The 15,272-nt window shown below is 65.5% G+C and carries 12 protein-coding genes; 1 reads left to right on the forward strand and 11 read right to left on the reverse strand.

Annotated features, from left to right (window positions below; genetic code table 11):
* Positions 1-5 precede the first annotated feature (5 nt).
* From QYS36_RS13250 to QYS36_RS13290, 9 genes are all read right to left on the reverse strand, one after another.
* Positions 6-1,049, reverse strand: coding sequence for a YCF48-related protein (locus QYS36_RS13250; RefSeq protein WP_308839918.1), 1,044 nt, complete (start codon positions 1,047-1,049; stop codon positions 6-8).
* A 162-nt stretch (positions 1,050-1,211) separates the two neighbouring features.
* Entirely contained in the window at positions 1,212-2,573 is a 1,362-nt protein-coding gene (locus tag QYS36_RS13255) for a DUF1329 domain-containing protein (protein ID WP_308839919.1), read from the reverse strand.
* Between the two features lie 15 nt (positions 2,574-2,588).
* Entirely contained in the window at positions 2,589-4,553 is a 1,965-nt protein-coding gene (locus tag QYS36_RS13260; protein WP_308839920.1) for a DUF1302 domain-containing protein, read from the reverse strand.
* A 514-nt stretch (positions 4,554-5,067) separates the two neighbouring features.
* Entirely contained in the window at positions 5,068-7,731 is a 2,664-nt protein-coding gene (gene pepN / locus QYS36_RS13265; protein WP_308839921.1) for an aminopeptidase N, read from the reverse strand.
* 69 nt (positions 7,732-7,800) lie between these two features.
* Positions 7,801-8,634 (reverse strand): DUF2797 domain-containing protein, encoded by an 834-nt coding sequence (locus QYS36_RS13270; RefSeq protein ID WP_308839922.1) that lies wholly within the window; start codon positions 8,632-8,634, stop codon positions 7,801-7,803.
* On the reverse strand, positions 8,634-8,897 hold the full coding sequence (locus tag QYS36_RS13275) for a YeaC family protein (protein ID WP_070886441.1): 264 nt from the start codon (positions 8,895-8,897) through the stop codon (positions 8,634-8,636). Before QYS36_RS13275 ends, QYS36_RS13270 begins: the two co-directional genes overlap by 1 nt.
* Positions 8,898-8,959: 62 nt before the next feature.
* The gene (locus tag QYS36_RS13280; RefSeq protein ID WP_308839923.1) at positions 8,960-9,829 is read right to left on the reverse strand and encodes a rhomboid family intramembrane serine protease; all 870 of its coding nucleotides are present in this window, start codon (positions 9,827-9,829) and stop codon (positions 8,960-8,962) included.
* Positions 9,826-10,800, reverse strand: coding sequence for a metallophosphoesterase (locus QYS36_RS13285; protein WP_308839924.1), 975 nt, complete (start codon positions 10,798-10,800; stop codon positions 9,826-9,828). The genes QYS36_RS13280 and QYS36_RS13285 overlap by 4 nt, the downstream gene beginning before the upstream one ends.
* Entirely contained in the window at positions 10,800-11,687 is an 888-nt protein-coding gene (locus tag QYS36_RS13290; RefSeq protein WP_073268818.1) for an NAD(+) kinase, read from the reverse strand. The genes QYS36_RS13285 and QYS36_RS13290 overlap by 1 nt, the downstream gene beginning before the upstream one ends.
* Here QYS36_RS13290 and QYS36_RS13295 point away from each other — a divergent pair.
* Positions 11,686-12,756 (forward strand): DUF1853 family protein, encoded by a 1,071-nt coding sequence (locus QYS36_RS13295; protein ID WP_308839925.1) that lies wholly within the window; start codon positions 11,686-11,688, stop codon positions 12,754-12,756. The genes QYS36_RS13290 and QYS36_RS13295 overlap by 2 nt on opposite strands.
* Here the strand turns inward: QYS36_RS13295 and QYS36_RS13300 are convergent.
* A complete protein-coding gene (locus QYS36_RS13300) occupies positions 12,745-13,680 on the reverse strand; it encodes a pyridoxal-phosphate dependent enzyme (protein WP_308839926.1) in 936 nt (311 codons plus the stop codon). The two genes, QYS36_RS13295 and QYS36_RS13300, sit on opposite strands and share 12 nt — an antisense overlap.
* Positions 13,681-13,715: 35 nt before the next feature.
* Entirely contained in the window at positions 13,716-15,002 is a 1,287-nt protein-coding gene (locus tag QYS36_RS13305) for a chromosome partitioning protein ParA (RefSeq protein ID WP_308839927.1), read from the reverse strand.
* Between the last annotated feature and the right edge of the window lie 270 nt (positions 15,003-15,272).

The raw sequence follows: 15,272 nt of genomic DNA on the forward strand, positions 1-15,272 counted from the left end.
GCTTGTTATTGTTGGCCTGGATTGGCACCGGTCTCGGTGGTCAGGCGTACACCGCCCTGCCCGACCAGCACCAATTTGCCGTCTGCACCCGCGGTGACGCCCGCCAGGGATACTCGATCCGGGCGGTTGAACACGCTGAAGCTGTTGCCGTGATCGGTACTGCGCAACACGCTGCCACCATGGCCGACCACCACGATGCTGCCGTCGCCCAGCGTGGCCGCACTGGCCAGGCCGAACTCCAGGTCGGCGCCGCTGGCGGTGGCCAGTGCCACCTGCTGCCAGGTCTCGCCCGCGTCCGTGGAATGGAACAGATGCCCGCGCAGGCCGAACACCAGCAGGCCACTGGGCTCGCCGCTGGCGATCACGCCGAACAGCGAGCCCTGGTAGGGACCTTCCAGGGTTTCCCAGGTTGCGCCGCCATCGGTGGAGCGAAACAGGCTACCCATCTCGCCGACGATAAACAGGCCGGCGCCCGGCACGTCGGCGATGGCGTTGAGGTGATAGGTGTCTTGGTTGTCGAGGCGATCGCTGACGTCGTCCCAGGTGCTGCCGCCATCAGTGGTTGCCAGTAGCGCACCGTAGGCGCCGATGGCGAAACCGTGCTGGGCATCCTTGAACCAGACGTCGAGCAATGGGGCCTCGCGTTGCAGGTCTTCGAACTGCTTGCTCCAGGTCGCGCCGCCGTCGCTGCTCGCCAGGATCAGCGCGTCGTGGCCGACCGTCCAGCCATGCTGGTCATCGACGAAGAACACCGCGGTGAGCATCTGCCGGGTCGGCACCTTGGCCTGGGTCCAGTTGGCGCCGTCATCGTCGGAGTACAGCACGTGGCCGCGCTCGCCGACCGCCACCAGGCGCTTGCCGGCATGGGCGACATCGAGCAGCAGGCTCGAAACGGCGCGGGCCGAGGGCACCGAGAAGCTTGCCGCGTCGGCGTCAGCGGCCTGGACGAGCGGCGTGGCGCCCAGCAGCAGCGAACACAGCGCCAATGCCTGCAGCACGGGCCGGGCGATCTTACCGCTTCGGGTGCGCCGCACGATGGGCTCACTCATACACAACTCCCCTTTGTTCTTGTTATTTAGCGCCTGCTCGGCGCCGCCTATGCTATCGGCGTTTGCGGAACATGGTAGCCACCACGATCTGCTGTTTTGTAAGAAAAAGCCCGTGTTATCGACCGCGCGAATGCCTGCCGCACGGCCCGCGCCACCTCGGCCTCAGCGGGTGCCACGGCGGCGCAGCTGGGCCGGCGTGAAGTAGCCATCATCGGCAGTCGGCTGGCTGAAGTCGATGGTGTTGGCTTCCTCGTTGTCCAGATTCTGCACGTGGTAGCGGCGCGCCTGCAGGTCATGGAACACGTCCAGTGCAGACCAGGTAGTCGGCAGCTCGTAATAGTTCTTCAGGTAGGCCATCGATACGCGCCACAGCTCGCCACGGCCATCGTACTGATCGACCACGGCGGCCTGCCAGCTGTCTTCGTCCAGGTACAGGGTACGCTTGGAATAGATATGCCGGGCGCCGCTCTTGAGCGTGCCCTCCACCACCCACACACGGTGCAGCTCGTAGCGCGTGTAGGCCGGGTTGAGATGGCCGACCTGCAGCAGATCCTTGTACTTCACCTGCGCGCTGGTGAGCTTGTAGCTGTTGTAGGGAATGTAGATTTCCCGCTTGCCGAGCAGCTTCCAGTCGTAGCGATCCGGGGCGCCGTTGAACATGTCGGTGTCATCGGCGGTACGCAGGCCGTCGGCAGCGGAGATCGGCGTGTCATAAGCCAGGTTTGGCGCGCGGCGCACACGGCGCTGGCCGGCGTTGTAGCCCCAGGCCTGCCGCGGCTGCTTGACCTGGTCCAGGGTCTCGTGCACCAGCACCGCGCCACCGGCCAGCCGCGCCGGGCTGCGGGTTGCCGACAGGTAGTAGAACAGGATGTTGTTGAGGCTGGCGTAGCTGCCTTTCGGGTCGTAGAACTTGAACAGCGCTTCCTGCTGCGAGGTGACCAGCGAATAGGAGCCGTTGCGCTGCACCGCCACTTCCGAAGCGCGGCGCACCACGTAGGTGCCACGGTAGCGGGCGATGTGATTCCACAGGGCCTCGACGCCATTCTGTGGAATCGGGAACGGGATGCCGCCGAAGGCATCGGCAAAGCCGTTACCGCCGTCGAGCAGTTTGGCGCTGACCGCGTTCTTCGCGGTGTTGTCGTACACCCACTGCGGCGCCGAGCCGGAGCGGCGGCTGGGGTAGACCGGCATCTGGAAGCTATCCGGATAGGTCTCGAACAACGCCACCTGCCCCGGCGTCAGCTGATCGCGGTACTGGGCCAGGTTGGCGCGGGTGATGGTGAACAGCGGCTTGTCAGCGGCGAACGGGTCGATATGGTGGGTGCCCGAGCCCTTGTAGCCGGCCGGCGCCTGGGTGATGCCGCCGCTCCACGGGGGAATGCTGCCGGCGGCGTTGCCAGCTTTTTCAGCGCCCAGCGGCGTCAGGCTGCTGCCGAGCTTGGCAGCCTCCTGCGGCGACACGGCCGCCATGCTGTTGCCGGCCAGCAGCACCAGCGCGACGGCGACACCCTTGATGTTCAGCATGCTGTTTCCCCGTGGTCAGAAAGAGTATTTGACGTTGAAGCCGACGTTGTCGCGGTCGCGCACGCCGTTGTTATTACCACCGCCGGAGAACTCGGTGTACTGCAGTTCGGCTTCCAGGCTGTTCATGTAGGCCGCCTTGACGCCGAGGGTGTAGGCCTTGCGGCCCTCGATGAAACGCCCGGTCTGGTAGGAGTTGCCCTCGAAATCATCACGATAGACGACGAAGGGCGACAGGTTCACCCCTGCAAACACGTCGTTCCAGGTGCCCGACAGCGCCAGGGTGTAGCCGTAGGCATTCTTGTTGACCTGGTAGCTGCGCCCGTAGCCGAACACGTAGGACGAATCGCCGCGCCCCGAGTAATAGCGGGTCGAGCCATCGAAAGCGGTGTATTTCAGGTCGCTGCCGCGCAGGTGTTCGGAGGCCAGTTCGGCGACCCCGGTCAGCGCATCGAAGCCCAGCGACGGGCCGAAGTTGTAGATGCTGCCCAGCGAGGCGTTGAAGGCCTCGACGCGCTCGTAGTTGTGGATTTCATCACCCAGCTGTAGGGTCTGGCCACCGATGTTGCCCTGCTGGCCCTGCACCAGGCGCGGCGCCTGGCGCAGCAGATCGCCGAGCAGGTCGTTGGTGGCAGCCACGCCGATTGGCAGGTTCGGCCGGTAGGCCAGTTCACCGAACACCGAGGCATCGCCCAGGGTGGTGTTGAAGCTGAAGCCATACATGCGGATGTTCTCCACATACTCGCGGCGAGCATTGACCTGGTTGGCGGCATCCACGGTGGCGGCGCCGTTGACCAACCCCAGCAGGTTCTGCGCCGGCACGCTGCCAGCGCCCGCGGCGGCGAGCAACGCCCCATAGCTGGGAAAGCCGCCGCCACTGGCGGCGCTGGTAATGGCATCCAGATTCAGACCGGAGAAGCCATCCAGGTCGGCATGCAGCGTTGGCTCCTTGGCGTGGTAGTTGACGAAATAGAAACCGAATTCGGTGGAATTGAGTTGCTCGGCGATATAGCGAAAGGCGACGCCGAACTGACCGTCATCCTTGGCCTCGATATCCGAGCCGATGCTGGCGACCTTGAAGTAGCCATTGCTGTCGAGGTACTCGCTGCCCTGCAGCCCGCCGACGCCAAGGGCACTCAGGCCGGCGTAGTTGCCTCGGAAGGCGGCGCTGCCCAGGGCGGCGTTGCGGGTGTAGGCGGTGCTGCCGCCTTCGGCGAACAGATCGGTCTCGGCAAAATAGCTGCCCACCGGATCGATGGCGGTTTCCTTCCACTTGAACTGGTAGAAGGTTTCCATCGACAGGTTGTCGGTCAGGCCGATATTGAAGCTGACCGCCTCGACGGGGATCAGCACTTCCTTGAGTTCAGCGCCCGGCAGGCGGAAACGGGCGCCGTCCACCGGGTTGCTGGTGTTCACCCCACCGCGGTAGAACAGCCCTTCGCCCCAGTTGAACACCTGGCGGCCCAGGCGCGCGCTGACCAGGTGCTCGGCGAGGTCCCAGTTGCCGTAGAGGTAGGCATCGAGAATCTGCGCGTCGCGACCGGCGGCGTGCCGCGTGTCGCGGGTAAAACGATCATTGTTGGGGCTGTTCTGGCTGGGCTGAGCGCTGCGGTTGCCGCTGTAGTAGTCGTTGCGCTTGTCCATGATCTGCGTGTCATAGAACGCCGTGCCGCGCACGAACAGCCCGTAGTTCTGGTAGTTCATCTCCAGATCCGAGGTGATCTTGAACACTTCCGAGGCCAGGCCGGTGTCGAAGTTGCGGTTGCCGTCGTTGACGTTGACGTCGTCGTTGCCCCGGCTCTGCCCCTGCACACGCCACAGCTGCCCGTAGGACAACGTGGTGTCCAGCGAACCGCTGACCTCGTTATCGGCAAAGCTGAACTCCACCGCCTGCACGGGCGCGGCAGCCAGCAACGGCAGCATGCTGGCCAGGGCAAAACCGGCCTTTGCCCGCTGGGGCTGCTCAAGGGACTTGATACGCATTGAATCGCTACTCCGCAGACAGTCAGTCATTGTTCGTTGCGGCCCATTTTCCGATGGGCCTGGCGAGATACCCGTTGATGACCTTGGACTGGCTGGCGTCACTGCCTAGTGCAGTGCAACCTTGGTGCCAATTCAAACGATCGTATTAGCTGAAAGTGCTTTTCTAGAGCAGCTCCGTAGCGTCGCTTTGTGACTGGTCGGCCACTGACCAGCTGCACCCCGATATCCACCCAGAATCGCTCAAAAGACCTTTCAGCACGCTGTCGAAACGCCGCACAGGCGGTAAAAAAAACCGGCCATATGCCAGCATCAGGAAAGCGGGCGCGATATTAAGTGTGTGGCCGGGCGCAGGGATAGCTTTTCATTCCCTGAGGTAACAGAAAGTTGTTACCACGCAAGCCGCTGGTAACAACGCAAGGGGCATCAGGGTGGGGCTGGTGGCGTCCAGAACGGACACCGGAGGGGCAGGCTGCACCTGCTGCCCGAAGCGGCCGACGCCGCCTCGGGCAGAGCCTCAGGCGAGGCTCTTGCTGACCACTTCGTAAACGTCGGGCGACAGCTCACCGGAAGCGAGAATGCGCTCCAGCTCGGCCTTCATCAGCGCCTGGCGCGCAGGGCCGTATTTGCGCCAGCGGGTCAGTGGCGCCAGCAGGCGCGAGGCGATCTGCGGGTTCAGCGCATTGAGCACGATCACCTGGTCGGCCAGGAAGCGGTAGCCGCTGCCGTCGATGGCATGGAAGTTCACCAGGTTCTGCCCGGCGAAGGCGCTGATCAGCGCGCGCACCTTGTTGGGGTTCTTCAAGGTGAACGCCGGGTGCTCCATCAGCGCCTGCACGCGGGCCAGGCCACCCGGCAAGGTGCTGGCGGCCTGCACGCTGAACCACTGGTCCATGACCAAGGCGTTGTCCTTGAATTGCTCGGCGAAGGCTTCGAGCGCCTTGCTGCGCTCGGCCTCGAACGGCGAGTTGACCAGCACCGCCAGGGCAGTCAGGCGCTCGGTCATGTTGTCGCTGCTCTCGAACTGATCGAGGGCCGCGGCCAGCACCTGGGGCTGGTCACCGAGCATCAGGTAGGACAGCGCGATGTTCTGCAGCGCGCGGCGGGCGAAATGCTCGGCTTCGGCGACGTAAGGCGTGTTGCGCGAAATCTCGCGGTTGGCCTGGTAACGCTGCCACAGCGGCTCGAACAGCGCCTCGGCCAACTGCTGGCGGGCGAACTCGCGGGCGCCATGAATGGCGTCGACGTCGGCCACGTCGCTGATCTCGGTGAGGTAGGCCTCACCGGGCAGCGAGAGCATCTCGGCAACCATGGCCTGATCCAGCGAATCGTCCTGCAGCAAGGTGCGCAGTGCGCTGACCAGGCGCCCATCGAGCACCAGCGCTTCGCCGCGCTGGTATTGGCCGATCAGCTCCTGCAGCACCTGCACGCTGAGCTGCTGGCCGGCCTCCCAGCGGTTGAAGCCGTCGCTGTCGTGCTGCATGAGGAACATCAGCTGGTCACGGTCGTAGGCGAAGTGCAGCTTCACCGGTGCACTGAAGCCGCGCAGCAGCGACGGCAGCGGCTTCTCGGCCATGTCGACGAAGGTGAACGACTGCTGCGCCTCGGTGACCGACAGCACGCGGTTGCTCCCCACGGCAGCGACCTCGCCCTGCAGGCGCAGCGGCAGGTCATTGCCCTGCCCGTCCAGCAAGCCCAGCTCCACCGGAATCACGAACGGCAGCTTGCTGCTCGCGCTCTGCCCCGGCGTGGCCGGGCAGCTCTGGGTGAAGCTCAGGGTGTAGGTTTGCGCGGCAGCATCGTAGCTTTCGCTGACGGCCAGGCGCGGCGTGCCGGCCTGGGTGTACCAGCGCTTGAACTGGGTCAGGTCCTGGCCGCTGGCATCCTCCATGGCCTTGACGAAATCGTCGCAGGTCACGGCCTGGCCGTCGTGGCGCTCGAAGTACAGGTCCGAGCCCTTGCGGAACGCCTCGGCGCCGAGCAGGGTGTGGATCATGCGCAGCACTTCGGCACCCTTCTCGTAGATGGTCAGGGTGTAGAAGTTGGAGATTTCCATGTACGCATCCGGGCGCACCGGGTGGGCCATAGGGCCGGCGTCTTCGGCGAACTGGTGGGTGCGCAGGTAGGCGACGTCCTGGATGCGCTTGACCGTGGCCGAGTTCATGTCCGCCGAGAAGGCGGCATCACGGAACACCGTGAAGCCTTCCTTGAGCGACAGCTGGAACCAGTCGCGGCAGGTCACCCGGTTGCCGGACCAGTTGTGGAAGTACTCGTGGGCGACGATCGCCTCGACGCGCTGGTGGGCGGCGTCGGTAGCGGTTTCGGCACGGGCCAGCACGGCGCTGGAGTTGAAGATGTTGAGGCCCTTGTTCTCCATGGCGCCCATGTTGAAGTCATTGACCGCGACGATCATGAAGATGTCCAGGTCGTACTCGCGGCCATACACCTCTTCGTCCCACTTCATGGACTTCTTCAGGCTGTCCATGGCGTGCTGCACCTTGTCGATGTTTTCCGGCTCGACGTAGATGCGCAGCGTCACTTCACGGGCGCTCATGGTGGTGAACTTGTCTTCCACGCACCACAGGTCACCGGCCACCAGGGCGAACAGGTAGGCCGGCTTCTTGAACGGGTCTTCCCAGGTCGCCCAGTGGCGACCATCGCCCTCCTCGCCGCTGGCAATCGGGTTGCCGTTGGAGAGCAGGATCGGGTACTTCTGCTTGTCGCCGCTGAGCGTGGTGGTGAAGCTGCTCATCACGTCCGGGCGGTCGAGGTAGTAGGTGATCTTGCGGAAACCCTCGGCCTCGCACTGGGTGCAGAACATGCCGCTGGACTTGTACAGCCCTTCCAGCGCGGTGTTGCTTTCCGGGTGGATGCGCACCGTGCTGTCGATCACGAAGCTGGCCTGGGTGGGCTGCACGCTGAGCGTGCTGTCGGTCAGCTGATAGTCGCCGGCAGCCAGTTCGCGGTCATCGAGCTTGAGGTGCAACAGCTCCAGCTGCTGACCGTCCAGCACCAGGGCCGGCAGTTCGGCCGACAACGCCGGGTTGCGGCGCATCACCAGCTGGGCGTGCACCAGGGTGTGATCCTCGAACAGCTCGAAGGTCAGGTGGGTTTCGTCGATCAGGTAATCCGGCGCCTGATAGTCCTTCAGGTAGATGGTCTTGGATTGTTCGGTGCGCATGGGAAACCTCTTCGATGCCGCGCCAGCTGGCGTGGCAGACAGGTGAATGGCGTCAGCCGCGCCTGCCGGTCAGGCGGCGCAGCTGGCAGCGATCTGGTAAGCGGTGTACTTGCGAATATTGATCACGCCGGTATCGAACATCAGGTACTGGCCCTTGATGCCCAGCAACGTGCCTTCGGCGACGGGATTCTTGTCCAGGTTGAAGCTGGTGATCTTGGCAGGATAGCCCTCGATCGGGTAACGGATCTCCACCACGCTCTGCGCATTGAGCGGCTGCACGGCCTGCAGGCCGAAGCGCTCTTGCAGGCTGGTGATGCCGCCTGCGCAGGCGTCGAAAATCTGCTCGCGCACGTGCAGCAGGTCGACCGGCGCCGCATCGCCCTTGAGCAGCGCGCGCCAGTTGGTCTTGTCCGCCACCTGGCTGCGCAGCAGGTCTTCGACGAAGCCGGACTGCTGACGCGTGGCCACCCGCATGATCGGCAGCGCCTGGGTGGCGCCCTGGTCGATCCAGCGGGTGGGAATCTGCGTGGCGCGGGTGATACCGACCTTGATGCCCGACGAGTTGGCCAGGTACACCACGTGATCGGTCATGCAGAACTGCTCGCCCCAAGCGGGATCACGGCAGGTGCCGGCGTCATAGTGGCAGCGCTCGGGGCTCATGATGCACAGGTCGCACTGGGCGAGCTTCTGCATGCACGGGTAGCAGTAGCCCTGGCTGAAGCTGGTCTTGGTCTTGCGGCCGCAATGGCTGCAATGAATCGCGCCGAGAAACTCCAGGCGCACGGTCTTGCCGATCATCGGGTTGACGGCGATCTGCTCGTCACCGAGGCGAAATGCATACTGCACTGGCGCATCGAGCTGGGTGGCCATCTTGCTCAGGGCGCCGCGGGCTACTTCGAACATCAGTGCAGGGTTTCCGAGGACTTGAACAGGATGTTCGGGACGGGCTCGGACTTCGAGGCACATTCGGACGCGCCCATGTAACCGGTGCGCTGATCCTCGGGCAGGTTCTCGATTTCCCAGGCGATCATCGCCTGCAGGCTCAGTTCCTTCTGCTCCTGGGTCAGCTTGCGGCCATCGGGCCACTTGCCGATCTCCACGGCCAGCTTGAGGCTTTCATACACGTCCGGGGTGATGTTGCGGATCAATTCGACGAAGGAGGACATGGCTGACTCCGGGGCTGGAAAAGCCCCGATTCTACCCTATCTGGCCGGTCAAGCCGAGGCGCTCAGCGCCTCGCCAGCTGGCGGGCCAGGAAGCCTCCGACCAGCCCGGTCAAGCAACCGGCGACCAGCCCGCCGACGTGGGCGGCATTGGCGATGGCGCCGAACTGCAACAGCTCGAACACCCCGGTCATGCAGATCAACAGCCACACCAGCATGCTCACCAGCACACCGCGCGGCAGCCTGTACGCCGCGTTCGGCGCCAGCCACTGGAACAGCCAGCAGTGGCCGAGCAACCCGTAGAGCACGCCGGACAGGCCGCCGAACAGCGCGGGCCCGGCGTAGAGGTATTGCGCCACGTTGGCGGCCAGGCCGAACCACAGGGTGAGCAGCAACAGCATCAGCGCGCCCTGGCGCGTCTCGATGCGCCGCCCCAGCTCCCAGTACCACAGGCTGTTCATCGCCAGGTGGAGGATGCCGAAGTGCAGCAACATGGGGGTCAGCAGGCGCCACCACTGGCCGCTGTCGACGACCTGGGCAAAGGTGCCGAAGTAGATGTACTGCCCTTCGATCTGGAAGTCGACGAAGCTCAGCCAGCGCACCACGTCGTAGTCTTCGCCGCCCCAGGTCAGCAGCGCGACCAGCAGGGTCAGCGCCAGGACGATCAGGGTCAGCGGGCTGCGCCTGGCCTGGGCAGCGATGCCCGGCCGCGTGCTGGCAACCGGCGGGCGCAGTGGCTGCAGATTCGGATCGCCCTCGGGCGCCCGTGCATAGAGCTCGCGTACCTGGGCAGCGATCTGTTCGTCCGCTACCCAGAGCACCTGCTCGTTGCCCTGCTCGGCCACCCGGTGCGGCACACCCAGCCTGGCCAGCAGGCTGATGAACGCCGCCAGATCCTGCTCCAGCGGCGCGCGCAGGGCGATCACCGGGCTCATTGGCCAGCCTCCGGCTTTTCCACTTCGACCCAGACGAACTTGGCCGGGTCCAGACGGGTTTCCTGATCCAGCCGGTAGGCCACCAGCTTGCCGTACATCACCGCGCTGTAATCCAGGCAGGCGATATTCGGGCAGATCGGCGCCGGCGTGCCGCTGCGCCAGTAGTGGCCGACGAACAACGGCGGCTGCTCGGCGCCGTAGGTCAGCAGCCGGGCCTTGTCCTCTGCGCTGAGCGGCAGGCAGGCCACCTGCTCGGGCAACGGGTCGGGCTGGAACTGCACGTCGCCGTAGGTCAGCGGGTTGCCTTCCCAGAACTTGGTGCGGAAGAACGAGCGGGTGAAGCCGTCGCTGCTGGTCATGGTCAGCCCACCGGGCAGGCGCATGTCGGTGCCGCGCAGCAACCGGTCGAGCACCGTGCAGGCGTAGCTGCCGGGCACGGCCGAAGCCTGCAGGAAATGTTCGTCGATGCAGCCATCCGGGAACTGCTGGCGCAGCGAGGCGATCATGTCCTCGTCCCAGCAGGCGTGCACCACGCGGAAATGGCCGGCATCGAGAAACAGCGGCAGCTCAAAGAACCACGCCAGCATGTCGCGCCACTCGTGCGGGTAGGCCTCGAACTGCCGCAGGGTTTCGCCGATCAGCCGCTCATGCCGCGCGGTGTGCTCGCGCACGAACGCGCGCCCGCAGCCCGGTGGCGCCGGGGTCATCCAGCCCAGGGCGTTGAACTCGTGATTGCCCATGATGCACAGCGCCTCGCCGGCGCGCACCATGTCGTGCACCAGGTGCACGGATTCGCGAATGCGCGGGCCGCGATCGATCAGGTCGCCGAGGAAGATCGCCATGCGCTGGGGGTGGCGCCAGACACCGTTCTGGCGGCGGTAACCCATGCGTTCGAGCAGGCGCACCAGGGTATTGGCGCAACCGTGCACATCACCGATCAGGTCATAACCGCGAGACGGATCGAGCTGCATCAGTCGCCTCCGCCGAGTCGGCTACCCCAGCCCAGCTTGGTACGGCAGACCTCGTAGTAGTTGTGATCCAGCGGATGGATCAGGCACAGCTTCTGGGACTTCTTGCGCACCGTGATGGTGTCGCCCGGTGCACAGGTGAAATGGTTCTGGCCGTCGCACGATACCTGCGGGTAGAGCTGCAGGTCCTTGGAAACGACGATCTTCAGCTCGCTGTTGCCATCCACCACGATCGGCCGGCTGGACAGCGTGTGCGGGTACATGGGTACCACGACGATGGCATCGAGCTTGGGATGCATGATCGGCCCGCCCGCCGACAGCGCATAGGCCGTGGAGCCGGTCGGCGTGGCGACGATCAGCCCGTCGGCCTTCTGGCTGCAGACGAACTGGCCATCGATATACAGCTCGAACTCGATCATCCGGTTCGACTTGCCCGGGTGCAGCACCACGTCGTTGAGCGCATCGCCCTGGCCGATCGCCTCGGAATGCCGGCGTACCTCGGTTTCCAGCAGAAAGCGGTTCTCGGTCAGGTAATTGCCTTCCAGCACCTCGGCGACCTTGGACTCCAGCTCATCGGGGCGGATGTCGGTGAGAAAGCCCAGGTTGCCGCGGTTGATACCCAGCACCGGCACCTTGTGGCGCGCCAGGGCGCGACCGGCGCCGAGCATGCTGCCGTCGCCGCCGACCACGATCACCAGGTCGCAAAACTCACCCAGATGCTTGCGCGCCGAGGTCTGCAGGCCATGGCCCGGCAGCACTTCGGCAATGGTGTCATCGAGAATCACGTGCAACTGACGCTCGAGCAGGAATTTTTTCAGGCGGCGAATGGTGTCGAGCACCTGGGTGCTGCCCAGGCGGCCGATGATGCCGATATTACGAAACTGCTCCATGGGGCTCCCGCAAGGCTCTGGCTCTAGTCAATTGATTATGTGTGAAAGCTCCCTGCGCCAGCAAACCCTGACGCCAACCCCAGCAAAAGCCTATGCTGCTGCGATGAATCCCTTCTACACGCTTGCCGACCTGCCCCGCCACCTCAGCGAACCTGCCGTGCGTGATCTGGCCTGGACGCTGTTGTCGCCACCGCTGCTCGCCCATACGCCCTGGCCGCAGCGCCACCCACTGGCCGACTCGGGCTGGGCTGCAGAACCGGGCCGGCTGGCCGATTGGCTGCAACGCCAGGATGGGGCGCCGCAGGCACTGCACGAATGGCTGTCGCGCAGTTCGGTGCGCCGTCTGGGTCTCTACTACGAGCGCCTGTGGCAGTTCGCCCTGCAGGCGGCGCCGGGCATCGAGGTGCTGGCCGCCAACCTGCCGATTCGCCAGGGCGGCCATACCCTCGGCGAGCTGGACCTGCTGCTGCGCGATGCCAGCGGCGTGCACCATGTGGAGCTGGCGATCAAACTCTATCTGGGCCAGCCGCCTCTGGCGCCGCACCACTGGATCGGCCCGGGCGGTCGCGACCGCCTGGATCTGAAGCTCGAACACCTCGCGAGCCATCAGCTGCCGCTGTCGGCCTCGGCAGAGGCGCAGCAGGCACTGCAGGCGTTGGCCAGCACGCCGGTCCAGGCCTCGATGTGGCTAGGCGGCTATCTGTTCTACCCCTATGAACGGCCTTGCGCACCGCCGGCAGAGGCTGAGCCGGCGCACCTGCGTGGCGCCTGGCTGCACCGCCAGCAATGGCCGGCGCTACGGGCCGAGTACCCGGATGCACGCTGGCAACCGCTGCCCCGGAGCGCCTGGCTGGCGCCCGCGAAACTGCCTGCAGCGCAAGGGTGGTCCGGCACGCAGCTGCAGGTGTGGCGGGACGGCCTGGCGGCAGATGCCGGCGCACAGCTATTGGTCGACCTGCAACCCGATGGCAGCGGCTCGCTTGCCGAGCGCCAGCGGATCTTTCTGATAGCCGACGCCTGGCCTGCCAGCGGTACCGAGCCAGGTGCCGCGCCGCCCTCAACGAGCTGAAGCGGCAGCTGCGCAGCGACCTTGCAAGCCGCCGGTATGCACGAAGATCAGCCGTGTGCCCGCCTCGACCTCGCCTCGTTCGATAGCCTCACGCAGGGCCAGCAGCGCCTTGGCGGTATACAGCGGCTCGAGCGGCAGACCCGTTTGCGCCTCGCTCTGCGCCATGAAGGCCAGCAGCTCGGCATCCTGACGCGCGAAGCCACCACGGCAGGCCTCCAGCAATTGGTATCCGCCGGGGCCACGCCCCGCCTCGGCCAGTAGCGCGCGCACCTGCTCGGGCACGCCATGGTCCAGCGGCACCGCCAGGGCGCCGTGCACGGTACGTTGCCCGCCCTCGCCCATCACCAGCCCGGCCAGGGTGGTGCCGGTACCGGCGGCCAGCCACCAGCCGTGGTAATCGTCCCAGCCGAGTGCCGGCAATTGCGAGGCGACCATCGCCGGCAAGCCCGCACAGCCCAGGGCGCCCGGCAGCCCACCGCCACCCTCGGGCACTGCCAGAAAATCCGCATAACGCGCCAGCCAGGGTGTCCAGAACGCAGCGCGATGCCGCTGGCGATAGCCGCCGTAACCCAGCCAGTGCAGCTGCATGCCGAACCGCTGCAGATCGGCAACGGTAGGCGTGTCCTGCGGATCGCCGCGCAACAGGCCAACGGTGGCGAAGGAAAAGCGTTGCCCGGCAGCGGCCAGCGCATGCAGGTGATTGGAGTGGGCGCCGCCCAGGCTGATGATGCCGCGCGCACCCTGCTCAGCGGCGCGACGTAGATGGGGGGCGAGCTTGAACCACTTGTTGCCGCTGATCAGCGGGTCGATCAGATCCAGGCGCAGCACCGCCAGCTCGACCCCGGCCAACCAGTCGAAATGCAGGCGCTGCAGCGGCGCCTGGGGATGCCAGGCATCGATGGCTGCACGTGGTATCGAGATCATGAACGGACGGCCCGGAAAAAGGCCGTGAGTTTAACTTAGCCGACGGTACGCAGGCGGGCGGCCTTGTGCAGCATGCAGCAGTTGGATTCACCGGCCACGAAACGCCCGGGCGTCTCGACCCGTTCGAGGGCGACGTCGCAGCGCTGACCCTCCGCCTGCAAACCTTCGCAACGGGGCCGCTGATAGTGCTCGAGCCACTGACGATATTGGCTTTCCGCTACGAAGCACTTGCTCGCGGCATAGGCCAGGGGGCTGGCCAGGTAGCGGTCGACATCCTGCAGCGGCACGGTCAGGTGCCCGGCGCCCGGGTGGAACACCACGAACACCACGCCTTGCGCGGCCAGGCGTTCGAGCACCTGGCTGGCGCCGCGCTGGGCAGCTTCGCCCTCACGACGGCGCGCCTGCTCCTCGGCCGCCGCCTGGGTGGCGAGAAGGCGCGCGTGCAACTCTTCGTCGAACTGTTCGCGCAGGATCTCGCGCTCGGTGCGGGCGTGGCGCTCGGCAGCGCGCACCCGCACCGCCATCTCTTCACGTTCGCTCTGCTGGGCTGCCAGTTGCTCGGCCAGTTGGGCTTTCAGTTTCTGGTTGAACCCTTCCTGCTGACGCAGCGCCTGGCGCAGGGCCTGCATCTGGCCCTGCAGCTCGGCCAGCTGTGCATCGCTGCGGGCGGCAACGCGCGTCAGCTCGGTCTGGTGTTCAAGGGCCTGAGCGGATAACCGCTCGCGCTGCTGGCGAACCAGCTGCGCGGCCTTCTGCCGGTAATCGTGGGACAGCCGCTCGGCCAGCTTTTCGGCCATGTCGCGGGCTGGGTCGACGGCGTACCACTGATCCTCCGAGGCCACCTGCAGCCGCTCGGGCGCCACGGCCGGGGTTTCCTCTTCCTGCAGCAGGATGCCGAGACTGTTGACCCGCACCGTGTCGCGCAAGGTAGCCAGGTCGTTGTTGCCGGGCACCAGGCTGGGATCCCAGAGGTGCATCTGGTGCCAGGACACCGGGCACTGGCTGCGGCAGCCCAGGCGAATCGGCCCGGCGCCCAGGTCGGGACCGCGCCCGGCACGCTCGGCCATCTGCTGCAGGGGAATATTCCAGCCAGCGTCGGGCGCGCCGGTTTCATCGAAATCCAGGTAGAAGAACACCGCCGAACGAATCTGCAGGCGGCCGCTGATCACCACGTACACCGCACGCACCTGCTCGTCGGCAAAGGCCGGCATCTTCACCAGGCCATCGAGCAGCGTCTCGAATTCGGTGTAGAACATCTGCTTGCCAATGCTGCCGTCCGGGGCGAAGAACATCACGGCCTCGATCAGTTGCGGCTTGCTCATCGATGTTCTCCAGGCGAATAACGGTTCTCGGTCCATGTATGCGGCCGCGGTGAGGCGGCAGCCAGGCAAGTCTAGGCGACAATCCGTTACAGCCGGTGTGACCCGGTTGGCAGTCATTCAGCTGCGTGACGAACGGCGCCGCAGAACTGTGACCGATTCGGTAGAGCCTTGGCGAAAGTGCAAATTCAGCGCCTGTTCACGATCTCTCCGCTCGACTGCAGCGCTTTGACTGCAAAGTGGCGATAGCGGCCTTCCGTAGGGTGGACGACG

It is taken from the genome of Pseudomonas sp. G34 (assembly GCF_031119625.1).
In the GTDB taxonomy this organism is placed as follows: Bacteria; Pseudomonadota; Gammaproteobacteria; order Pseudomonadales; family Pseudomonadaceae; genus Aquipseudomonas.